The organism is Actinomadura violacea (genome assembly GCF_017573465.1).
GTDB classification, from domain to species: Bacteria; Actinomycetota; Actinomycetes; order Streptosporangiales; family Streptosporangiaceae; genus Spirillospora; species Spirillospora violacea.
Genome location: NZ_JAGEPF010000012.1, coordinates 109,801 through 132,179, shown reverse-complemented (window position 1 = coordinate 132,179; position 22,379 = coordinate 109,801). Strand labels below are relative to the sequence as shown.

20 protein-coding genes are annotated in these 22,379 nt (G+C 73.5%); 9 read left to right on the top strand and 11 right to left on the bottom strand.

Annotated elements, in window-relative coordinates; all coding sequences use genetic code 11:
* Positions 1-14: 14 nt before the first annotated feature.
* Positions 15-1,139 carry an enolase C-terminal domain-like protein gene (locus J4709_RS20315; protein ID WP_208243034.1) on the bottom strand — a complete coding sequence of 375 codons (1,125 nt, stop codon included), beginning with the start codon at positions 1,137-1,139 and terminating at the stop codon, positions 15-17.
* A 150-nt stretch (positions 1,140-1,289) separates the two neighbouring features.
* Here J4709_RS20315 and J4709_RS20310 point away from each other — a divergent pair, with 150 nt between their 5' ends.
* Positions 1,290-3,092, top strand: a complete 1,803-nt coding sequence (locus tag J4709_RS20310; RefSeq protein ID WP_208243031.1) for a thiamine pyrophosphate-requiring protein — start codon at positions 1,290-1,292, stop codon at positions 3,090-3,092.
* Positions 3,093-3,109: 17 nt separating this feature from the next.
* Here J4709_RS20310 and J4709_RS20305 read toward each other — a convergent pair whose 3' ends face one another.
* The 7 genes from J4709_RS20305 to J4709_RS20275 all read right to left on the bottom strand — a co-directional run bounded on the left by J4709_RS20305 (position 3,110) and on the right by J4709_RS20275 (position 12,101).
* A complete protein-coding gene (locus J4709_RS20305; RefSeq protein WP_208243029.1) occupies positions 3,110-3,757 on the bottom strand; it encodes a class F sortase in 648 nt (215 codons plus the stop codon).
* Entirely contained in the window at positions 3,754-4,566 is an 813-nt protein-coding gene (locus tag J4709_RS20300) for a hypothetical protein (RefSeq protein ID WP_208243028.1), read from the bottom strand. Before J4709_RS20300 ends, J4709_RS20305 begins: the two co-directional genes overlap by 4 nt.
* 218 nt (positions 4,567-4,784) lie before the next feature.
* Positions 4,785-6,935, bottom strand: a complete 2,151-nt coding sequence (locus J4709_RS20295) for an MGH1-like glycoside hydrolase domain-containing protein (RefSeq protein ID WP_208243026.1) — start codon at positions 6,933-6,935, stop codon at positions 4,785-4,787.
* Between the two features lie 25 nt (positions 6,936-6,960).
* Positions 6,961-8,961 (bottom strand): beta-galactosidase, encoded by a 2,001-nt coding sequence (locus J4709_RS20290; protein ID WP_208243024.1) that lies wholly within the window; start codon positions 8,959-8,961, stop codon positions 6,961-6,963.
* Positions 8,958-9,845: a carbohydrate ABC transporter permease gene (locus J4709_RS20285; RefSeq protein WP_208243021.1), complete on the bottom strand. Its 888-nt coding sequence runs from the start codon at positions 9,843-9,845 to the stop codon at positions 8,958-8,960. Before J4709_RS20285 ends, J4709_RS20290 begins: the two co-directional genes overlap by 4 nt.
* The gene (locus tag J4709_RS20280) at positions 9,842-10,777 is read right to left on the bottom strand and encodes a carbohydrate ABC transporter permease (protein WP_208243019.1); all 936 of its coding nucleotides are present in this window, start codon (positions 10,775-10,777) and stop codon (positions 9,842-9,844) included. The genes J4709_RS20285 and J4709_RS20280 overlap by 4 nt, the downstream gene beginning before the upstream one ends.
* 1 nt (position 10,778) lies before the next feature.
* Entirely contained in the window at positions 10,779-12,101 is a 1,323-nt protein-coding gene (locus J4709_RS20275; protein ID WP_208243017.1) for an ABC transporter substrate-binding protein, read from the bottom strand.
* Positions 12,102-12,203: 102 nt separating this feature from the next.
* On the opposite strand from J4709_RS20275, the gene gcvPA reads away from it, so the two are divergent.
* The 5 genes from gcvPA to J4709_RS20250 are packed head-to-tail and all read left to right on the top strand — an operon-like array spanning position 12,204 to position 17,696.
* On the top strand, positions 12,204-13,568 hold the full coding sequence (gene gcvPA, locus J4709_RS20270; RefSeq protein WP_307801380.1) for an aminomethyl-transferring glycine dehydrogenase subunit GcvPA: 1,365 nt from the start codon (positions 12,204-12,206) through the stop codon (positions 13,566-13,568).
* Positions 13,565-15,136 (top strand): aminomethyl-transferring glycine dehydrogenase subunit GcvPB, encoded by a 1,572-nt coding sequence (gene gcvPB / locus J4709_RS20265; protein ID WP_208243015.1) that lies wholly within the window; start codon positions 13,565-13,567, stop codon positions 15,134-15,136. Before gcvPA ends, gcvPB begins: the two co-directional genes overlap by 4 nt.
* Positions 15,133-16,233 (top strand): ATP-NAD kinase family protein, encoded by a 1,101-nt coding sequence (locus tag J4709_RS20260; RefSeq protein ID WP_208243013.1) that lies wholly within the window; start codon positions 15,133-15,135, stop codon positions 16,231-16,233. The genes gcvPB and J4709_RS20260 overlap by 4 nt, the downstream gene beginning before the upstream one ends.
* Before the next feature lie 20 nt (positions 16,234-16,253).
* Positions 16,254-17,012 carry an SDR family NAD(P)-dependent oxidoreductase gene (locus J4709_RS20255; RefSeq protein ID WP_208243011.1) on the top strand — a complete coding sequence of 253 codons (759 nt, stop codon included), beginning with the start codon at positions 16,254-16,256 and terminating at the stop codon, positions 17,010-17,012.
* 42 nt (positions 17,013-17,054) lie between these two features.
* A complete protein-coding gene (locus tag J4709_RS20250) occupies positions 17,055-17,696 on the top strand; it encodes a GntR family transcriptional regulator (RefSeq protein ID WP_208243008.1) in 642 nt (213 codons plus the stop codon).
* On the opposite strand, the gene J4709_RS20245 is transcribed toward J4709_RS20250, so the two are convergent.
* Complete coding sequence (locus tag J4709_RS20245; RefSeq protein ID WP_208243007.1) at positions 17,674-19,029, bottom strand: ABC1 kinase family protein; 1,356 nt, start codon at positions 19,027-19,029, stop codon at positions 17,674-17,676. The two genes, J4709_RS20250 and J4709_RS20245, sit on opposite strands and share 23 nt — an antisense overlap.
* A gap of 134 nt (positions 19,030-19,163) precedes the next feature.
* On the opposite strand from J4709_RS20245, the gene J4709_RS20240 reads away from it, so the two are divergent.
* The 3 genes from J4709_RS20240 (at position 19,164) to J4709_RS20230 (ending at position 21,740) form a co-directional block, all read left to right on the top strand.
* The gene (locus J4709_RS20240) at positions 19,164-20,345 is read left to right on the top strand and encodes a sensor histidine kinase (RefSeq protein ID WP_208243005.1); all 1,182 of its coding nucleotides are present in this window, start codon (positions 19,164-19,166) and stop codon (positions 20,343-20,345) included.
* Positions 20,342-20,983, top strand: a complete 642-nt coding sequence (locus J4709_RS20235) for a response regulator transcription factor (protein ID WP_208243003.1) — start codon at positions 20,342-20,344, stop codon at positions 20,981-20,983. Before J4709_RS20240 ends, J4709_RS20235 begins: the two co-directional genes overlap by 4 nt.
* Positions 20,984-21,074: 91 nt before the next feature.
* Positions 21,075-21,740, top strand: a complete 666-nt coding sequence (locus J4709_RS20230; RefSeq protein WP_208243001.1) for a DedA family protein — start codon at positions 21,075-21,077, stop codon at positions 21,738-21,740.
* A 22-nt stretch (positions 21,741-21,762) separates the two neighbouring features.
* On the opposite strand, the gene J4709_RS20225 is transcribed toward J4709_RS20230, so the two are convergent.
* Together J4709_RS20225 and J4709_RS20220 are read right to left on the bottom strand one after the other, a co-directional pair.
* Positions 21,763-21,933 (bottom strand): hypothetical protein, encoded by a 171-nt coding sequence (locus tag J4709_RS20225; RefSeq protein ID WP_208242999.1) that lies wholly within the window; start codon positions 21,931-21,933, stop codon positions 21,763-21,765.
* A gap of 60 nt (positions 21,934-21,993) precedes the next feature.
* Positions 21,994-22,347 carry a PRC-barrel domain-containing protein gene (locus J4709_RS20220; RefSeq protein ID WP_208242997.1) on the bottom strand — a complete coding sequence of 118 codons (354 nt, stop codon included), beginning with the start codon at positions 22,345-22,347 and terminating at the stop codon, positions 21,994-21,996.
* Positions 22,348-22,379: the final 32 nt, after the last annotated feature.

The following is a 22,379-nucleotide window of genomic DNA, read 5'->3' as shown; positions in this document are numbered from 1 at the left end:
TGCCGCCGGCCGGTTCAGCTCGGGCCGTGGACGCGGTACTCGCCGGCGTCCGCCCACTTGACGTCGAGGCCGAGGCCGGGACGGTCGGCGGCGGGCCGCAGCGCGCCGCCTTCGGGGTTGAGCGTGCCGTCGAAGATCAGGTGCTCGAAGCGGACGTGGTCGTGGAAGTACTCCAGGTGCCGCAGCCGTTCGACGGCGCAGAACGCGTGCGCCGACACGGCCGGGGCGCAGTGCGCGGACAGCCCGGTCTGCCGGGCCGCCGACAGGCCCGCGACCTGCAGCAGCCCGGTGATGCCGCCGCAGCGGGTGACGTCGGCCTGCAGGCAGTCCACGGACGGCCCGTCGAGCAGGTCGGCGAAGTCCTTGAGCACGAACCCGTACTCCCCGGCCGCGACTTCGAGCCGTCCGGGGCCGTGCTCGCGGAGGAGCCGCAGCCCTTCGGTGTCGTCGGAGCTGACCGGCTCCTCGAACCACCGGACGTCCCACTCGTCGGCGAGCCGCCGCGCCCAGTACAGCGCCTCCTTGCGGATCAGCGCCCCGTTGGAGTCGACGAACAGGTCCGGGCCCGGGCCGATCGCCTCGCGGACGGCGGTCAGCCGGCGCGGGTCGTCGTCCGGCGACCGGGAGATCTTCAGCTTGACCCGCGGGATCCCCTGCTCGACCCAGCCGGCGAGCTGCCCGGCGAGCCGGTCGAGCGGATAGTTGGTGAAGCCGCCGCTGCCGTACACCGGAACGCGGTCGTGGAAGCTCGGCAGCACCTGGAACAGCGGCCGGTCGAGCAGCCGCGCCTTCAGGTCCCACAGCGCGATGTCGACCGCCGACACCGCCATGGACCCGACTCCGGGGCGGCCCGCGTTGCGGATCGCGGCGAACATCGCGTGCCAGGCGGCGGCCGGTGCGAGCGCGTCCGCGCCCTTGACGATGGAGGCGAGCTTGGACTCGATGAGCGTCGCCACGGCGAGGCTGCCGTAGGTGTAGCCGATCCCGGTCCGGCCGCCCGCCCTCGCCTCGACCAGCACCATGGTCGTCGACTCCCAGCGCAGCGTGCCGTCCTCCTCCGCGCCGTCCGGGCCGTCGGTCGGCACCGTGAACGCGTGGACGGCGACGTCCTCGACCGGGATCCCGCTTCCCGTGCTCATCGGCCGCTCCCCCTCTCGTCGGCCACTAACTACCGCTGGGAACGGCGGCGAAACGATCCGGGCGCCCGCAACGGCGGTCTCCGTTTGCCTCGCCTTTCCTCGGGGACGTGGCGAAGGACGAACACGCGCCATCCACGGACTGGAGTGATCATGGGGCAGCAGGTAGCCGACTACGTGCTCGAGCGGCTGCGCGAGTGGGGCATCGACCGCGTCTACGGGTATCCGGGCGACGGCATCAACGGGATGCTCGGCGCGTTCGACCGGGCCAAGGGGCATCCGGAGTTCATCCAGACCCGGCACGAGGAGATGGCCGCGTTCATGGCGTGCGCCCACTCCAAGTTCACCGGCGAGGTCGGGGTGTGCACCGCCACGTCCGGGCCCGGCGCGATCCACCTGCTGAACGGCCTCTACGACGCCAAGCTGGACCATCAGCCGGTCGTCGCCATCATCGGGCAGCAGAAGCGGCTCTCCCAGGGCACCCACTACCAGCAGGAAGTCGCGCTGGAGAACCTGTTCGCCGACGTGTCGGAGTTCGTGCAGATCTGCATGGACCCGGGGCAGATGCGGCACATCATCGACCGCGCGTTCAAGACCGCGCTCACCACCCGCGGCGTCGCGACGATCATCATCCCGGAGGACGTCCAGGAGAGCCAGGCCGTCCCGTCGCCGCCGAAGGAGCACGGCTCGGTCTTCTCCAGCGTCGGGTGGAGCCAGCCGCGCATGCTCCCGAACCCGGACGAGCTGCGCAAGGCCGCGGACATCCTCAACGAGGGCAAGAAGGTCGCGATGCTGATCGGGCAGGGCGCGGCCAACGCCGAGGCGGAGGTCATCGAGGTCGCCGAGCTGCTCGGCGCGGGCATCGCCAAGGCGCTGCTCGGCCGCGAGGTCGTCCCGGACGACCTGCCGTTCGTCACCGGCCCGATCGGGCTGCTCGGCTCCAAGGCCAGCGATGAGATGATCATGAACTGCGACGTGCTGTTCATGATCGGCTCCAGCTTCCCGTACGCCGAGTGGCTGCCGGACGAGGGCAGCTGCAAGGGCGTCGAGATCGACATCGACGGCCGCATGATCGGCATCCGCTACCCGATGGACGCGCACGTCGTCGGCGACGCGAAGGAGACGCTCAAGGAGCTGATCCCGCTCCTCAAGCGCAAGAAGGACCGGTCCTGGCGGGACAAGATCGAGGAGAACGTTCGCGCCTGGAACACGGTGATGGAGAAGCGCGCCGGGCAGTCCTTCGGCGGCAAGATCAACCCGCAGGCGGTGGCGCACGAGCTGTCGCCGCTGCTGCCCGACGGGTGCATCCTCACCGCCGACTCCGGCTCGGCGACCAACTGGTGGGCGCGGCACATCAAGCTCCGTGACGGCATGAAGGCCTCGCTGTCCGGGACGCTCGCGACGATGGGGCCCGGCGTCCCGTACGCGATCGCGGCCCGGTTCGCCTACCCCGACCGCCCGGTGATCTGCTTCGTCGGCGACGGCGCGTTCCAGATGAACGGCATGAACGAGATGCTCACCGTCAAGCGGTACGCCGACCGGCTGGCGGGCTCCCCGCCGCTGATCTTCTGCGTGTTCAACAACCAGGACCTCAACCAGGTCACCTGGGAGCAGCGCGCGATGGGCGGCGACCCGAAGTACCCGGGCTCGCAGACGATCCCCGACTTCCCGTACGCCAAGTACGCCGAGCTGGCGGGGCTGAAGGGCATCTACTGCGACGAGCCGAAAAAGGTCACCGACGTCTGGAAGCAGGCGCTGTCCAGCGACCGCCCGGTGGTGCTGGAGTTCGTGGTGGACAACGAGATCCCGCCGATCCCGCCGCACATCATGAGCGACCAGGCCAAGAAGACCGTCAAGGCGGGCTTCAAGGACCCGCAGAAGTTCGGCATCGCCGAGCGCGGCTTCCGGCAGAAGCTGACGGACATGTACGAGAACCTCCCCGGCCGCAAGCACTGACCCGCCCCGACGAGGGGTCAGCGGGTGACGGCGGTGAGGTGCGCGAACGCGACGGTGTTGTCGCGGTAGTGGCGGGCGGCGGCGTCGAACCGGCCGCCGCAGGTGATGAGGCGCAGGGACGGGCCCGGCGTGTCGGCGTACACCGCCCACGTCGGGAACGCGTCCTTCGGGAACCGGCGGACGGCGTCGACGGTGAACACCGCGGTCGTCCGGTCGGCGCGCCGCACCCGGACGCGCCGTCCGGGGCGCAGCCGGCCCAGCCGGAAGAACACCGACGGGCCCGCGCGGGAGTCGAGGTGCCCCTCGATGACGGCGGTGCCCGTCTCCCCCGGCGTGACGGAGCCGATGTACCAGGCGGGGCGGTCCTCGTCCGGCGGGCGGGGCGGCTGGAGCGTGCCGTCCGGGCGGAGCCCGGCGCGGGCGACGCGGGCGCGGACGCCGAGCGCCGGGATCGTGAGCCGGGTCGGCGGCGCGGCGGGCAGCGCGAGGCCGTCCACGGTGACGGGGGTGCGCGGCGGCGCCCAGGCGGGCGGAGCGGCCGGCGCCTGCGGCGCGGGGTCGCGGTGCCCGTTGAACGCCGCGGTCACGCCGGCGGCGGCGCACGCGACCGCCGCCAGGCCCAGTGCGAGGGCCCGGCGGTCGCCGCGCGGCGGGGCCGTCCTCATGCGGGCCGGCACGCCGCCCGATCCCGCCGCCGGACGAGCAGGACGCGCGCCAGCGCGCAGGTGCCCGCCAGCACGGCGCCCGCGCCGAAGAGCCAGGCGCCGGCCGCGGGGCCGATGGCGGCGGCACGGCCGGTGGCCGCGGTGGAGCCGGTGCCGGTCGCGGCGCCGCCCGCCGGCATCGCCTTGAGCACGCCGCACAGCGCGGGCGACGTCACGGCGAGCGGCAGCGACGGCACCAGCTCGCTCTTCTCCGTCCGCGCCTTGCGGCCGAGCAGCCTCGGGTCGTCGCCGTGGACGACGACGACCGCGATGCCCTTGTGCAGCGAGGCGACGGCGGCGGGGCTGAGCGTGATCGTCCGCTCGTAGCGCAGGCTCGGCCCCTTCGGCGCGATCGCGAGGTTCGTGCCGCCCCGCGGGGTGACGTCGCCGGTCACCGACAGGGTCGTCTGGATCGGGCCGTAGAACGGCATGCCCTCCGCGGTGCTGACGACGCCGTCGCCGTTCTTGTCGGCCGACATCGGCGGGCACATGCCGCGGGCACCGCCGTGGATGTGCTGCAGGTGCGGGTACGGCTTGCCGCCGAACCGCGCCGCCAGCCCCGAGTACCGCTCGGTGATCGTCGCGGTGCTTCCGCGCAGGCGGAGCGTCAGCCGGCCCGATCCGGTCTGGTGGTTCAGGGGCCGCAACTGCGCCTGGTAGGTGACCTCGCGCGCCGCACCCGACCCCGTATCGGCCAATGCGGTGCCGGCCAATGCGGTCGGGACCGCCGCCATCAGCGCCAGCCCGACGGCGCCGCCGACCGCCGGCACCGCCCTCCCGACCCGTGACCGTTCTACGCCTTCTATCCGCATTTCCGCCCTTTCCCCGGCACCGCGTCGCGCGATGATCGCTGGGGAATTTCCCGGGCGGAAAGCGCACTAATGCGCGCTCGGCTCCCAGGATGGGCAAAATCCACCGGACAAACCACCCGTGCCCGCACATCGCCGCCCGGCCCCGCCGGCGGCGGGCGGGACCGGGCGGCGGCGGGTCAGCCGAGTTCCAGCAGCAGCGCGGCCGACCAGCTGAAGTTGGTGGAGTTCAGCGCCGCGCCCGTCACCGGGTCGTAGTTCTCCGCGATCGGGGCGTCGCCGAGCAGGCCCGCCGCCGAGCCGCGCAGCCGGTCCGCGAGGGCCGCCGCGTCCCGCCGGTAGCCGTACCGCTGGAGGCCGGCCAGCGCGAAGTACGCCTGGTCGAGCCAGACCGGACCGCGCCAGTACTCCTCGGGCGCGAAGTACGGGGAGCTCTTCGCCACCGTCGCGAACGGGACCTTCGTCGCGAACTCCCCCGGGTCGGTCAGCTTGCCGCGGACCGCCGCCGCCTCGCCGCCGTCCGCGACGCCGGCCCACAGCGGGATCGCGCCCTCGATGCCCCGGCCCCGCTCGGTGAGGCGCCTGCCCGACGCGAGGTCGGTGTCGTAGAAGAAGCCGGTCGCCGGGTCGTACATCGCCTTGCGGACCGCGGCGGCGACGGTGCGCTGCCGGGCCGTCCAGCGCTCGGCGTCGGCACGGTGGCCGAGCCGCCGGGCGATCGCGGCGAGGTAGCCGTCCTCGGCGGCGAGGTAGGAGTTGAGGTCGACCGACTCCTGGTTCAGCGAGTAGCCGACGAGGCGCCCGCCCGCGCCGCGGTTCTCGACGACGGACGTGCCGAGCGCGGCGTCGAAGCGCGGCGCGTTGTCCATGCCGCTCTCCCACGCGGCGGCCTGCCGGGCGTCCTCCGGCGTCGCGTTCGCGGGGTCGACGGTCGCGCCGTACTCCGCGAGCCCGTCGTGGTCGTGGTCCCGGTTGCGGTACCACCAGTCGTGGTAGGCGACGAGCTTCGGGTACATCTCGCGCAGGAACGCCGCGTCCCCGTTGCGCTGGTAGACCTCCCACACGGCCCAAGCGGCGAGCGGCGGCTTGCTGTTGCGCTCGTTCCAGTTCCCGCCGCCCTGCGAGGGGTCGTTGTAGAAGACGCAGTCGGGGATCATCCCGGCGTCCTGCGGGCGGGACTTGGAACCGGGCTCGACCTGGTAGTCGAACATCGACCTGATCTGCGACTCCGCGAGGCCGGGCGCGAAGCGGGCGGTGCCGACGGCCTGCTTCCAGGTGTCCCACGCCCAGAACCCGCCGGTGAACCACTTGTAGGTGATGGACGGGGTCATCCCGCCGTGCTTGAGCATCCCCGCCGGGCCGCGCCAGTTCGTGACCAGCGTCTCGAGCGACTTCACGGCGAGCCGGCGGCGGTCGGCCGGGACGCCGCGCGTCACGGCGGCGACGTAGCCGCGCCAGCGCGCGTCCGTCCGCGCGTCCACCCGGTCGGCATCGCGCAGCAGCGCGGCGGTGTTCTCGCGGCTTCGCTCGGCGGCGGTGAAGGTGTAGCTCTCCGTCCAGGCCAGCGCGGACGAGCGGTGCGGCGCGACGGTCAGCGGGCGGGCCAGGTCGGTGCGGTAGGCGTCCCCGGTGACGGTCGTCCGGACGGGCCCGTCGTGCCGGACCTCGAACCGCTCGTCACCGCCGGTCAGGTAGTCCCACGTCTTCCGGACCTTCGCGAACCCGACCGCGACGCCGTCGGCGGTGGCGTGCAGGGACGGCGCGCTCCGCATCGGCTCCGCGTCGGGGCGCAGCAGCTCGCCCGTCCAGCCGACGTGCAGCGTCCGGGCAGACCGTCCGGTGTTCTCCACATGGGCGCGGACCAGCGCGGTGCGGTCGGACGCGAACCGCAGCTCCAGCGTGAGCCGCAGCCCCGGCAGGTCGTAGGTCTGGCGCAGCACGCCGGGCAGCGACGTGAAGCGCGGGTTCTTCGCGGACGCGAGGTCGATCTGCTTGCCGTTCTCGCTGAGCGTGATGCGGCTGAACACCTTGCTCAGCCACCACGGGTACTCCTGCGCGATGTACAGCGGCCCGGTGAAGCCGCCGTACGCGGAGGTGTCCCCGGACTTGGGCAGGGCGTAGGCGTGCCAGGCGCCTTGGTCGGCGAACACGTTGATGTCGCTGACCTCGGGCGGCAGGGCCTTCGCCGGGACGCCGTGCAGGTCGAGCACGTCGGCGTAGCCGGCGGGCCCCGGCGGGCGCGCCGGCGGGGCCGCGGCGGCCGCGTTCACGGGCAGGACGAGTGCGGAGCCGAGCGTCAGCCCGGCCAGGACATGCAGCGATCGACGCATGACGACCTCTTCGAGGGGGGTGGATTCAGGCGCGCGCGGTCTTGACGACCGCCGCTCCGTGCGGGGGGAGGTGCAGGGTCCGGCGGACGGGGTCGCCGGTCAGCAGGTCGACGCCGTCCGGCGCGGGCGTCTCGCAGGCCCGGCCGGCCTGGTTGAGCAGGAAGTAGTAGGAGTGCTCGGGCCCGTCGCGGCGGGTGGCCTCGACGCCCGGCGCGGCGTCGAGCACCGGGCGGACCCCGGCGTCGGCGGCGGCCTCGTCGAGCACGGACCCGATCTCGTCGCCGAGGTGGCAGCCGACGTACCAGGCGCGGCCCTCGCCGTGGGCGTTGCGGGTGACCGCGGGTCGTCCGGCAAGCTCGCCGGACGTGTAGGGGCCGGCGACCTCGGCGGTCAGCGGCTCCAGCCACTCGCTCCACATCGTCGCGGTGACCTCACGCCCGCCGAGCGACACCGGCACGGACGCGCCGTCGGGCACGGGCCAGAACTCGTCGACGACGACGCCGAGCACGTCGCGCAGCGGCGCCGGATAGCCGCCGAGGTGGATGTGGTCGTGCTCGTCGACGATGCCGCTGAAGAAGCCGCACACGAGCCGTCCGCCGGCCTCGACGTACGCGGTGAGCCGCGCGGCCGTCGCGTCCGCCATCAGGTACAGGTTCGGAGCGAGGACGAGCCGGTACCCCGACAGGTCGGCGTACGGCGGAACGAAGTCGACGGCGACGTTGCGGTCCGCCAAGGCCCCGTACCAGGTCCGGACGAGGTCGCGGAGGCGGAGCCGGGCGGACGGGCGGTCGTCCAGCTCCAGCGCCCACCACGAGTTCCAGTCCAGGACGATCGCGACGTCGGCGGTGATCCGGGTGCCCGCGACCTCGGCGAGCCGGGTGAGGTCCCGGCCGAACGCCACGGTCGAGGCCCACTGCCGCCCCTCGGTCCCCCGATGCGGCAGCAGCGCGCTGTGGAACTTCTCCGCGCCGGCCCGCGACGCCCGCCACTGGAAGTGCAGGACGCCGTCCGCGCCGTGCGCCACCGTCTGCAGCGACCACAGCCGCGCCAGCGCGGGCGGCTTCGGCGCGTTCACCGGACGCCAGCTCACCGCCGACGGCGCCTGCTCCATCAGCAGCCACGGACGGCCGCCCTTCAGCGAGCGCATCAGGTCGTAGTTCATCGCCGCGCCGACGTGCGCGGCCGGGTCCGCCGGGTCGGGGTAGGCGTCGTCGGACACGACGTCCTCGTGCGCGGCCCACGTCCAGTAGTCGAGCGGCTTGAACATCGACATGAAGTTCGTCGTCACCGGCACGCCCGGCGCGACCTCGTCGAGCTGCGCCTTCTCGCCCAGGTAGCAGCCGAGCAGGGCGTCCGAGCAGAACCGCCGCCAGTCCAGCATCTGCGTCGGGTTCACCGGGCCGGGCGCGGTGCGCGGCGGTTCGATCTCGTCGAACGTCCCGTACCGCTGCGACCAGAAGTCGGTCGCCCAGGCCGCGTTCAGCGCGGCGAGGTCGCCGTAGCGGTCGCGCAGCCAGCGCCGGAAGTCGGCGGCGGACGTCTCGCAGAAGCATTCGGTGACGTGGTCGCCGTACTCGTTGTGGATGTGCCACATCGCGAGCGCCGGATGGTCCCGGTAGCGGGCGGCGATGGTCCGCGCCAGGCGCGCCGCCGCGTCCCGGTACACCGGGGACGACGGGCAGTAGTGCTGCCGGGACCCGAATTCCAGCCGGACCCCGTCCGCCGTGACCGGCAGGACCTCCGGGTGCGCCCGCACCAGCCACGCCGGCGGGGACGCGGTGGCGGTCGCGATGTCGGCGGCGACGCCGTGCTCGGCGAGCAGGCCGAGGACCCGGTCGAACCAGCCGAAGTCCCACTCGTCCGGCCCCGGCTGCAGCCGCGCCCAGGAGAACACGCCGACCGTCACCAGGTTGACCCCGGCGTCCCGCATCAGCCGGGCGTCCTCCGCCCACACCTCCTCGGGCCACTGCTCCGGGTTGTAGTCGCCCCCGTACAGCAGCCCCGGCACCCGCGTAAGTCCAGTCATCCCTTGACGGCCCCTCCCAGCAGACCCGACACGAACTGTTTCTGGAACAGGAAGAACAGGAGCATCACGGGAAGCGTCGCGAGGAACGAGCCGAGGATCAGCCCGGCGTAGTCGACGTGGCTCTGCCCGATGAGCGTGTACAGCGCGACAGGGGCGGTGTACTTGTCCTCGGTGTTCAGCATCAGCAGCGGCCACAGGAACGCGTTCCACTGCGTCATGAACGAGAAGATGACCAGCGCGCCGAGCTGCGGCCGCACCACCGGCAGCACGATCCGGTAGAAGATCCGCAGGTCGCCGGCGCCGTCCATGCGGGCCGACTCGATCAGCTCGTCCGGGAAGCCGAGGAACGCCTGGCGCATCAGGAAGATGCCGAACGAGTTGGCGAGGAACGGCAGGATCACCGCCTGGTAGGTGTCGACCCAGCCGAGGCTCGCCATCATCTGGAACAGCGGGACGAGCAGCACCTGGAACGGGATCATCATCGTCGCCAGCACCAGGCCGAGCAGCAGCCCGCGCCCCCGGAACCGGAACTTGGCGAGCCCGTACCCGCACATGGCGGAGATCAGCGAGCTGAGCACCGTGTACACGACGGAGACGCCGACGCTGTTCAGCAGCACCCGGCCGAAGCCGATCGAGTGCTGCAGCGCGACGAGGTTGTGCAGCAGCCGCCCGCCCGGCAGGAACGGCGGCGGCGACGCGAACAGCTCGGCGTTGTCGCGGGTGGAGGCGACCACCATCCAGTAGAACGGGACGGCGCTGACCAGCGCGCCGACGGTCAGCACGAGCACCGCGGCGCCGCGGCCGAGAAGGCGGACGCGGCGCGGCGCGGTCGGCCGGGCCGGTGTGCGCGGCGGCGTGGCCGCCCGCGCGGGCAGGGTGGTCATCGCGTCGCGTCCTTCCCGAGGAAGCGGAACTGCGCGTACGAGATCAGCCCGATGATCAGGACGACGACCCAGGCGATGGCCGCCGCGTAGCCGAAGTCGAGCTGCTCGAAGCCGACCTTGTACAGGTAGAGGACCGGGGACATGGTGGCGTTGCCCGGCCCGCCCTTGGTGAGCACGTAGTTCTCGTCGAACAGCTGCAGCGTGCCGATCGTCGAGGTGACCAGGCAGAACAGGATGACCGGCCGGAGCTGCGGCAGCACGACCCGCAGGAACGTGGTCGCGGGCCCGGCGCCGTCGATCGCGGCGGCCTCGTACTGCTCGCGGCCGATGCCCTGCAGCCCGGCGAGCAGGATCACCGCGTTGTAGCCCGTCCACCGCCAGGTGATCGAGCCGATCAGCGCGATCCGCGCCCAGCCGGGGCTGTTCAGCCAGTCGATGCTCGGCAGCCCGACGGCGGTGAGCGCCTGGTCGACCAGGCCGTCGTCGGTCTTCAGCAGGACGCGGAACACCACCGAGTACGCGACCAGCATCGTCACCGCGGGCAGGAAGCACGCGATCCGGTACGTCGCGCGGAACCGCAGCCACGACTGGTTCAGCCCGTACGCCATGACGAGCGCCAGCGCGATCATCAGCGGGACCTGGACGAGGAGGATCAGCGCGATGTTGCGCAACGACGTCCAGAAGACCGGGTCGTGCATCATCCGGCGGTACTGGGCGAGCCCGACCCAGGTGGTGACGCCGTCGCGGTCGGCGGTGAAGCTCTGGTAGAGGCCGGCGAGCAGCGGGTAGGCGAAGAACACCCCGAACAGCGCCGCCGCCGGGCCGGCGAACATCCACGGCGTGGTCCGGGACGTGCGCCGCCGCGCGCGGGCGGGGGCCGCCTTCGCGCGGGCGGCCGCGGCCGGTTTCCGGGCCGTCGTCTGCTGCGCCATGTCAGCCGGCGATCCGCCGGCCGGTGGCGGCGGCGATCTGCTTGGCGGCCGAGTCCAGCTCCTTCTTGGGGTCCTTTCCGTGCAGGACGATCCCGGAGACCGTGCCGTTGACGATGTCGCGGGCCTTCGGCATGTCCTTGGTGTCCTCGACGGGCGGGACACTGCTCGCCAGGTCGGCGAACGTCTTGAAGACGGGCTGGCCGCCGTAGTAGTCCTGCGGCGCGGTGACGTAGGGGTCCTTGAGCGCGGGGAGGTAGGCGGGAAACAGTCCCTCGGCCTTCAGCATGGACGCCTGATTCGCCGTGTCCGCCAGCATGAACTCGACGAACGCCCACGCCGCGGCGGCGTTCTTGGTCTGGCCGGTGACGGCGAGCGCGGAGCCGCCGTTGTTGGAGGTCCGCACGCCGCCCGGATCGAACGCCGGCAGCGGCACGACGCCGAACTTGCCCTTCAGCTCCTTCATCTCGTCGGTGAGGGTGCCCGACCACCACACCGCGTACGGGGTGGTGGCGGCCTTGCCGGCCTTGGTCGCGGCGACGAGCCCGTCCCAGCCCTTCTCGAACTGGACGAGCCCCTTGTCGGCGAGGGTCTTCAGCAGCGTCGCGGCGCGGACGCCCTGCTGGTCGTTGACGGCGATGAGGCCGTTCTTGACGTAGTGCTGCCCCTGCTGCTGGAGCAGCATCGGGAACATGCTGTCCTCCTCGGGGTCCATGATGAGGAGCTTCTTGCCGGTCTTGGCCTTGATCCGCTCGCCGGCGCCGATGTAGTCGTCCCACGTGCGGATGGAGGCGGGGTCGACGCCGGCGTCCTTGAGGATGTCGGTGCGGTAGAAGAGGGCGCAGGGGCCGCTGTCCCAGGGCAGCGCGAAGACCTTGCCCTTGCCGTCGGTGACGTACTTCCAGGCGGCCTGCGCGAAGCTCGTCCGGTAGCGCCCGGCGAGCGCGGTGATGTCGTAGAGGCCGCCGGGGAAGACGCCGATGTAGCCGGGCAGCCGGCCGCCCTCGATGGTGAGGACGTCGGGCAGGCCCTTGCCGGACTTCAGCCCGACGGTGATCTTGTCGTAGGCGTTGTCGTAGCCGATGTCGACGACCTCGATGCGGACGCCGGGGTGCCGCTGCTCGAACGCGGGCGCGAGCCGCTTGAGGGCCTTGGCCGCCACGTCCCAGGACCAGACGCTGACGGTTCCCTTGATCTGGCCGGTCGCTGCGGAGTGCAGTGCGGGCCCGGCCTTGCGGGCGCCGCCGGTCGCGCAGCCGGCGGCCGCGAACAGCGTCGAGACGACACCGGCGGTCAACACCGTCCGCCGCTGGATGCCCGTCGCCATCTTGCCTCCCAGGGGATGCAGGGATAATGCTGTATACAGCACACTGCATCATGTGTTCTCGTCAAGAGGTCCGGCGAGAAAGCGACGAAAGTGAGGGAGCGCGTGGGCGTTCACCCGTACATCCCGAACTCCGTGCCCGCGGTGAAGGCGGAGATGCTGGCCGCCGTCGGCGCCGCCGACGTCGCGGAGTTCTACGCGGACGTGCCCGAGTCGATCCGGCTCGGCCGCCCGCTCGACATGCCGCCGCCGCTGCGCTCGGAGGCCGCGCTCGTCCGGCACGTCGGCGGGCTGCTGGCCGGCAACACCGGCACGGGCGAGGCGCTCAGCTTCCTCGGCGCGGGCTGCTACCGGCACCACGTCCCGGCGGTCGTCGACGAGGTGATCAACCGCAGCGAGTTCCTCACCGCCTACGCGGGCGAGCCCTACGAGGACCACGGCCGCTTCCAGGCGCTGTGGGAGTACCAGTCGCTGATGGGCGAGCTGCTGGAGATGGACGTGGTGAACGTCCCGGTCTACGACGGCTACCAGGCGTCCGCGACCGCGCTGCGGATGGCCGGGCGGATCACCGGCGCGCGGCGGCTGCTGCTGGTCACCGCCGTCGCCGCGGACAAGCTCTCCAAGATCGACGACTATGTGCGGCCGGTGCACGACGTGGTCGTCGTGCCGGTCGACGCGTCCACCGGGCTGGTCGACCTCGCCGCCGTGCGGGCCGAGCTCGCCGCGGGCGACGTCGCCGCCGTCTACGCGGAGGCGCCTTCGGCGTCCGGCATCATCGACCCGGCGCTGACGTCCCTGGCCGGCCTCGCGCACGGCGCGGGCGCCCTGTTCGTCGCCGGCTGCAACCCGATCTCGCTCGGCGTCGTCGCGCCGCCCGCCGCCTACGGCGCCGACATCGCGTGCGGCGAGATCCAGCCGCTCGGCGTGCACATGGCCTACGGCGGGCTGAGCGGCGGGTTCATCGCCACCCGCGACGAGGAGCGGTTCGTCGCCGAGTTCCCGTCCCGGCTGTTCGGGCTCGCGCCGACCGGCGTCGAGGGCGAGTACGGCTTCGGCGACGTCGCCTACGACCGCACCTCGTTCGCGCTGCGCGAGGAGGGCAAGGAGTGGGTCGGCACCGCCGCCGCCCTCAACGGCATCACCGCCGGCGTCTACCTCGCGCTGATGGGCCCGCAGGGCATGCGCGAGATCGGCGAGACGATCATGGCGAACACCCGGTACGCGCTGGACCGGCTCGCCGCCGTGCCCGGCGTCCAGGCGCCGTACGCCGCCGCCCCGCACTTCGCCGACCTCACCCTGCGCTTCACCGGCTCCCGCACGTCCGCCGAGGTCAACGACGCGCTGCTGGAGCACGGGATCTTCGGCGGCGCCGTCCTGTCCGGCACCGACGCCCTGTACTGCGTCACCGAGGTGCACACCAAGGACGAGATCGACCGCCTCGCCGACACCCTCGAGGAGATCGTCAAGTGAAGACCGACCGCTCCCCCGTCTCCACTGCCGACGCCGTGATCGGGCCCAAGCCGCCGCTGCGCCGGTTCCACCAGGCCAGCTGGGACGAGCCGCTGCTGTTCGAGCTGGGGTCCCCCGGCGAGCGCGGCGTCCTGGTTCCCGAGCCCGAGGTGCCGCTCGACGACACCCTCCCGGACGGGCTGCGCCGCGCCGAGCCGCCCGCGCTGCCGGAGATCTCGCAGCTGCACGTCCTGCGGCACTACCTGCGGCTGTCGCAGGAGAACCTCGGCGCCGACCTGAACATCGACGTCGGGCAGGGCACCTGCACGATGAAGTACAGCCCGAAGGTCAACGACCGGTTCGCCCGGGACCCGCGCGTCGCCGACCTGCACCCGCTGCAGGACGAGCGGACCGTGCAGGGCGTCCTGGAGATCGTCCACCGGCTGGAGGGGCTGCTCAAGGAGATCTCCGGGATGGACCGGTTCTCGCTCCAGCCGGGCGCCGGGTCCGCCGCGATCTACGCGAACGTGTCGATGATCCGCGCGTACTTCGCGGCGCGCGGCGAGCCCGAGCGGGACGAGGTCATCACGACGATCTTCTCGCACCCGTCCAACGCCGCCTGCGCGAAGACCGCCGGGTTCAAGGTCATCACGCTGTACCCGGACGCGGACGGGTACCCCGACATCGAGGCGCTCAAGGCCGCCGCCGGGCCGCGCACGGCGGCGCTGCTGATCACCAACCCCGAGGACACCGGGATCTTCAACCCGCGGATCGAGGAGTTCGTCCGGATCGTCCACGAGGCGGGCGGGCTGTGCGCCTACGACCAGGCCAACGCCAACGGGATCCTCGGCATCACCCGGGCCCGCGACGCGGGCTTCGACCTGTGCCACTTCAACCTGCACAAGACGTTCTCCACCCCGCACGCGTGCGGCGGGCCCGGCGCCGGGGCGTGCGGCGTCACCGCCGAGCTGGCGCCGTTCCTGCCCGCGCCGACCGTGGAGTTCGACGGCGAGCGCTACTACCTCGACGACGACCGCCCCCAGTCGGTCGGGAAGACCCGCCCGTTCCACGGGGTCGTGCCGAACCTCGTCCGCGCCTACGCGTGGATCATGTCGCTCGGCGCCGACGGGCTGCGCGAGGCCGCCGAGGTCGCGGTGCTGAACAACAACTACCTGATGGCGAAGGTGCTGGAGATCCCCGGCGTGTCCGCGCCGTACGCGGCGGGCCGGCGGCGGATCGAGCAGGTCCGCTACAGCTGGGAGCGGCTCGCCGAGGAGACCGGCGTGCACAGCGAGGACATCGGGCTCCGCGCCGCCGACTTCGGCACCCACTACTGGACGAGCCACCACCCGTTCGTCGTCCCGGAGCCGATGACGCTGGAGCCGACCGAGTCCTACTCCAAGGCGGACCTGGACGAGTACGCCGCGATCCTCGCCGAGGTGGCGCGCGAGGCCCGCGAGGAGCCGGAGACGGTGCGGACCGCGCCGCACCGCTCGACCGTGCACCGCGCGCGCGAGGACGTCCTGGACGACCCCGCCACGTGGTCGGTGACCTGGCGCGCCTACCGCCGCAAGGTCCTCGGCGGATGAGGTTCGGGCTGGTGGTCAACCCGGTCGCCGGGCTCGGCGGCCGGGCCGGCCTGAAGGGCAGCGACGGCGCGGACGTGCAGGCGCGGGCGCGCGCGCTGGGCGCGGTCCCGCGTGCCGGCGAGCGGGCCGCGCTGGCGCTGGCCGAGCTGCGGTCGCGGCTCGGCCCGGCCGTGGAGGTGCGGACCGCGGACGGCGCCATGGGCGCCGACGCGGTGCGGGCGGCGGGCCTCGTACCCGTCGTCGTCTGCCTGCCCGGCGACCCCACCACCGGCGCCGACACGCGCGCGGCCGCCGCCGCGCTCGCGCCCCAGGTCGACCTGCTGCTCTTCGCGGGCGGCGACGGCACCGCCCGCGACGTGCTCGACGCGGTCGGCGACACGGTGCCGGTGCTCGGCGTGCCGACCGGGGTGAAGATGCACTCGGCCGTGTTCGCCGTCCATCCGCGCGCCGCCGGCGAGGTCGCCGCGCTGTTCGCCGCCGGGGCGGGCACGCGGCCCGCCGAGGTCATGGACCTCGACGAGGACGCCGTCCGCGAGGGCCGGGTCTCGGCCCGGCTCTACGGCCACATGGCGGTGCCGGACGTGCCCGTCCGGGTGCAGCAGCGCAAGATGGGCGGTTCGGTCACGTCCCCGTCGTCGGTCGCGGGCATCGCCGCGGAACTCGCCGGCCGGGCCGGGCCGTCCGGGCTGCTGGTGCTCGGGCCGGGCGGCACCATGCGGGCGGTCGCCGCCGCGCTCGGCGCCGACGTGCCCGTCATGGGCGTCAACGTGCTGCGCGACGGGCGGCCCGTCGCGGTGGACGTCGCGTCCGCCGCGCTGGAGAAGCTGGTGCGGTCCTCGCCCGCGTGGCTGGCGGTGACGCCGATCGGCGGGCAGGGTTTCCTGCTCGGCCGCGGCAACCAGCAGATCTCCCCGGACGTGGTGCGCGCCGTCGGCCGCGACCGGCTCGCCGTCGTCGCGACCGAGGCCAAGCTCGCCGGGCTCGGCGGGCGGCCGCTGCTCGTCGACACCGGCGACGAGGACCTCGACGATGAACTGCGCGGGCACGTCCCGGTGCTGACCGGGCACGGCCGCGTCGCCATGTACCCCGTCCACTGACCTCACGGAAGGAGAAGCGGTTGATCACTCTGGAGGGCAAGCGCGCCGTGCTGACCGGCGCCGCGTCCGGCATCGGCCGGGCCACCGCCGAGCTGATGGCCGAGCTCGGCGCCGCGGTCGTCGTCGCCGACGTCGACGAGGCCGGCGCCGAGGTCGCGGCGGGCATCGAGAAGGCGGGCGGGCGCGCCGCGTTCGTCCGCACCGACGTGTCCCGCGCGGACGACTGCGCCCGCGCCGTCGCGACCGCCAAGGACCGGTTCGGCGGCCTCGACGTGCTGTTCAACAACGCCGGGATCATCCGCCGCTCCACCGTCACGGAGATCACCGACGACGACTGGGACCTGGTGATGGCGGTCAACGTCCGGTCGGTGATGCTGATGAGCAGGTTCGCCGTTCCGCTGATGGAGGCGGCGGGAGGCGGCAGTATCATCAACACCGGCTCGGGCTGGGGCATCCAGGGCGGCGCGCGGGCGGTGTCGTACTGCGCGTCCAAGGGCGCGGTGGTGAACATGACCCGGGCGATGGCGATCGACCACGGCGCGAGCGGGATCAGGGTCAACTGCGTGTGCCCGGGCGACACGGCCACCGGCATGCTCGCCGAGGAGGCCCGCCAGCTCGGGGAGCCGGCCGAGGCGTTCTACGCCGAAGCGGCCGACCGGCCGCTCGGCCGGATCGGGCAGCCGGCCGACATCGCGCGGACGGCGGCGTTCCTGGCCAGCGACGCGGCCGCGTTCGTGAGCGGCGCGGTGATCCCGGTCGACGGCGCCGGTACGGCGTGACGACGATGCGGCCGCCGGCCGTCTGGAGAGGATGACGCGAGGATGCCGATCGAACGGCGCCCGCTGCGCGAGCAGATCAAGGACGAGATCCTCGAGCGGCTCGGCCGCGGCGAGTTCGCGCCCGACCAGCCGATCAACGAGATGGCGCTCGCCGCCGAGCTGGGGGTGAGCCGCACCCCGCTGCGCGAGGCGCTGATCGGGCTGGAGCGCGAGGGGATCATCGTCAGCGAGCGGGGCAAGGGGTTCCGGTTCGCGCCGATGAGCCCCGGCGAGTTCCACGACCTGACCACGATCGTCGCGGCGCTGGAGTCGCTGGCGCTGGAGCTGACCGATCCCGACCATCTGCGGTCCGTGGCGCCCCGCTTACTGGAGGAGGCGCGGGCGTTCTCGGTGCCGGAGGCGGAGTACGAGGTCATAGAGCGCTACGACGACGCCTGGCACGACCTGATGCTGTCGGGCTGCCCGAACGAGCGGCTGATGGACCTCATCACCTCGCTGAAGCTGACGATGCACCGGTACGAGCGGGTCGTGGTCGGCGACCGCGAGGTGCTCGAACGGTCCGCGCAGGAGCACGAGCGGATCGCCGAGCGGCTGGTCGCGGGCGACGTGCCGGGGGCCGTCGAGGCGCTGAAGGCGAACTGGATGAGCGGCAAGGACCGGATCACCAAGCGCCTGGAGGCGTGACGGCGGGCCGGTCCGGGCCGCCGGGCCCGGGCCGGTCCTCCGCCAGCCACCGCAGGGCCTCGGCCTGGAACGGGACCTCGGCTTCGAGCTGGCAGAGGACGCCGATCCCGACGCCGAGGGCGCGCTGGGCGTGCACGGCGCCGGGCGGGAACGCCATGCTCAGCCCGACCGGCATCGACGCGGTGATGCCCTCCAGCGCGTCGCGCAGGTAGGCGCCGTCGAACCGGAACGTCTCGGTGAACGCGGGTGCGCCCGACCGCAGGAACAGTTCGCGGAGCCTCGCCTCGTCGGCTCGGACGCCGGGTCGCAGGAAGCCCGCGCGGCGCAGGGCGTCCGCCATTCCGGTGCCGGTGCCGTCGTCGAGGGCGGCGAGGTGGACGTCCATCCACCGGTCCAGCGGCGTCGGCGTGCCGGGTTCGTGCCGGTAGACGGCGCCGAAGTCGAGGACGCCGAGCCGGCCGTCGTCGAGGAGCCGGAAGTTGCCGGGGTGCGGGTCGGCGTGCATCATCCCGCAGCGGGCGATCGCGGCGAACATCAGCCGGGTCAGCAGCAGGCCGGCGCGGTCGCGTTCCGGCCGGCCGCCGGCCTCGATGACGCGGGCGAGGGGCGTCCCGCCGATCCATTCGGAGACGATCACCCGGCCCCGGTGCAGCAGGACGTCCGGGACGAGGAAGTCCGGATCGTCCCGGTAGGCGGCGCGGAACGCGCGCTGCGCCTCGGCCTCGCGGGCGTAGTCGAGCTCCTCCGCGAGCCGGTCCATCAGCTCTGTGGCGAGGGCCTTGCCGTCCAGTTGCGGGGCCATCAGCGAGGTGAACATCCGCATCGCGAGGACGACGGCGTCGCGGTCGCCGAGCAGCTCGTCGCGCGCGTCCGGGTACTGGATCTTCACGGCTACGTCGCGTCCGCCGGCCGCCCAGCGCGCCCGGTGCACCTGGCCCAGGGACGCGGCCGCCGCCACACCGGTGTCGAACGAGGCGAACAGGTCGCGCCAGTCCGCGCCGACGTCGCCGCCCATGACCCGTTCGACCGTCTCGGCGGGCTCCGGCCGGACGGCCTCCTGCAGCGCCGCCAGCCGGCCCCGGTAGACCGCCGACACCTTCGGCGGCATCACCGCCTCGTACACCGACAGCACCTGGCCGAACTTCAGCACGCCGCCGCGCAGCCCGCCGAGCACCTCGACGAGCTGGTCGGCGGTGCGTTCGTGCAGGTCGAGCGCGGACTCGTCGGTCAGCCTGCCGAACGCGCGCAGGCCGCCGGCCCAGGCGAGCCGGCGCGCCGCGCCGAGCGGAACCGCCGACAGCCGCGCCATCCGGGAGAGCGATCGCATCCTCATGGCCGTCAGCGTCGCCGGGGAACGCGCCCCGCCGCATCGCCCCGCGGTCGCCGGTCCGGCTATGACCGCGGTCGTGGCGGCACTGCGACCACGGGCCGATGACGGGCCGCCCCGCGCTCTTTAGGATCGGCGGCATGCGACGGGTCAGGGCGTTCTTCCTCCGCAACCCGCCGCCGTGGCCCGTGCTCCGCTTCTTCGGCTGCGTGGGCGTCGCATGGGCGGTCCTCGCGGTGGCGCTGTCGCCGTCCCCGGCCGCCCGGACGGCTCTGGTCGCCGCCTACATCGCGTTGTGGGCCTGCCATGCGGCGCGCCCGTGGCGGGTTCCGCCCGCGCTCGTGCCGTGGACGGTCCTGGGCGTGCTGGTGCTGCTCGCCGCGGCGCCGTCCGCGGGCGATCCCGGCGGGTTCCGGCCGTTCCCGTTCGCCGAGGGCTCCTACGCCGACGGCGCCCTCGCCGTCGCGACCGCCCCCGCCTGGGCGCACCTGGCGATCCTCGCCCGGACCCGCGACCTGGCGTGGTGCGTCCCGGCCGCGCTGGCCGTCGCGCCCGCCCGCCACTTCGCCGCCGGCGGCCTGCCGCTGTGGCCCGCCTGGCTCATGTGGGGCACGGGCTTCCTGCTGCTCGGCCTCGCGTTCCGGCTGCACACCGCGCTGTACGAGGCGCGGCTGCGGCTCGCCCGGGAGGCCGTCGCGGAGGAGCGCCGCAAGATCGCCCGCGAGGTCCACGACCTGGTGGGGCACGGGCTCGGCGTCGTGCTGCTGAACATCGGCGCCGCCCGGCGCGCCGGCGCGCGCGGCGACGGCACCGCCGTGATCGCCGCGCTGGAGGAGGCCGAACGGGTCGGGCGGCGCGGCGTCCGCGACGTCCACCAGGGCCTCGTCCTGCTGCGCGACCCGGCGCCCGCGGGGCCGCCGATCGCGCCCGCGCCGCCCACCGCCGACGACATCGGCGCCCTCGTCGCCGAGCTGCGGGCCGGCGGGCTGCGGATCGACCTCGACACCCGCGGCGACCTCGCGTCCGTCGACCCGGCGGTCGGGCTGGCGCTGTACCGGGTCGTGCAGGAGGCGCTGGCGAACGCCGCCCGGCACGCGCCCGGCTCCCCCGCCACCGTCGCCGTCAGCGTGGACGGCCCGCTCGCCCTCGCCACCGTCGCCGACCGCGGCGCCCCGCCCGGCGCGGGACGCCCGGCGGGCGGCGGGCTCGGCCTGGTCGGGATGCGCGAGCGCGTCACCGCCCTCGGCGGCACCCTGCACGCCGGCCCGGACGGCACCGGCTGGCGCGTCGAGGCCGCGATCCCGGCCGGCGGCGCCCGGTGACCCGGCTGCTGCTGGTGGACGACCAGCCCCTCGTCCGCGCCGGGCTCGCCCGGATCTTCGAAGGCGAACCGGGCCTGGAGGTCGCCGGGGAATGCGCCGACGGCGACGAAGTGCCGGCCGCGCTCGCCCGCGTCCGCGCCGACGTCGTGCTGATGGACGTCCGGATGCGGCGGACGGACGGCGCCGAGGCCACCCGGCGGCTGCGCGAGGTCCCGGGCGCGCCGCCCGTGCTGGTGCTGACCATGTTCGACGACCCGCAGGTCGTCGCCGCCGCGCTCGCCGCGGGCGCCGCCGGGTTCGTGCTGAAGGACGCGCCCTGCGAGGAGATCATCCAGGCGACGAGGGCGGTCGCGGCGGGCCGCGGCTGGCTGGACCCGGCGATCGCGCCGCAGGTCCTCGCCGTCTACCGGTCCCGGCTCGGCCGCACGCCGCCGCCCGCCGCGCTGGACGGCCTGTCGCCGCGCGAGCGGGAGGTGCTCGCGCTGATCGGCGAGGGCGCCACCAACCCCGAGATCGCGCTGCGCCTCAGCATCGCCGAGGGCACCGTCAAGACCCATGTCGGCAGCGTGTTCGCCAAGCTCGGGCTGCGCGACCGCGCCGCCGCGGTGATCTTCGCCCTCCGGCACGGGCTCGCCTGACCCCGGCTTGACCCGCGGGCTTCCACAATCGGATCATGGCGGTCCGGGGCGCAGTGCATCAGATCCGCGGCACCGGGAACGGGTCCCGGTCGTGAGCGACGCCATCCTGGAGTACCTGCGCGGCCTGATGTCGTCGCCGTGGATCTACGTGGCCCTGTTCGGGCTGTCGATGTTCGACGCGTTCATCCCGATCTTCCCCAGCGAGTCGCTGGTGGTGACCGCGGGCGTCTTCGCCCACCACGGCAAGCCGTGGCTGCCATTGGTGATCGTGACCGCGTGGGCCGGCGCGTTCTGCGGCGACCACGTCTCCTACTTCATCGGCCGGTACGCGGGCGGCTGGCTGGAGCGGGTCTGGCTGCGCCCCGGCAGCCGCCGCCGCAAGGCCTACGACGAGGCCGGGCGGATCCTCGACAAGCGCGGCGGGCTCGTCCTGCTCATCGCGCGCTACATCCCCGGCGGGCGGACGGCCGCGACCCTCGTCATGGGCGCCGTCGACTATCCGCTGCACTCGTTCTCGCTGTTCGACGCGCTCGCCACCGGCCTGTGGGCCACCTACTCCACGATGATCGGCTACCTCGGCGGCGCGGCGTTCCAGAACGACCCGTTCAAGGGCCTGCTCCTCGGTCTCGGGATCGCGATCGGCGTCTCGGTGCTCGTGGAGGCGGGCCGCTGGCTGTGGCAGCGGTTCCGCCCGGCCGGGCGGAACGGCGGGGAGCAGCAGGACGCGGAGCAGACCACGGAGCACCGATCCGGGTGACCGGCCCAGGTGACCGGCACGGTCAGCGGGTGAGGCGCGACCCCCGGCGCCGCCCCATCCGGACACCGCTCAGCACCAGATCGATCAGGAACACCACCACGCCGATGATCAGCAGGTAGAACAGGCCCTTCACGACGACTCCGACGATCCCGAGCGCGATCGCGACGATGAGAATGAACAGGAACACGGCCATGGCGCTCTCCCTCCCCGGCCCGTGCGGCCCCCGGTGCGGAACGCGGCGCGCGGCGCCCGGTCAGCGGCGGCCCAGCCGCCGCTCGGCCGGCCCCGCCTGGTAGGGCATCTCGTAGTACTCGAAGACCGCCTGCTCCTCGGTCGCCGGCAGCTCGCCGTCGGTGCCGATCGACGGGGCGTTCTTCACCCGCTTCTTGTCGTGCGCGAGCCGCACGTGCCCCGGCCCCACGACGGCCCCGGCGAGCGGCGCGAACACCAGCCGCTGCCGGGTCGGCAGCCCCACCTTGACGGTGGCGAAGGACGGCTGGTCGGTGGCGGTGTCGACGTAGACCGCCTCCAGCTCGCCGATCCGGCTCCCGGAGGCGTCGACCACGTCCTCCCCGCGCCACTCGCGGATGTCCTCGCTCGCGAACATGTCACCTCCGACCCTCGGGTCGTTACATCCCT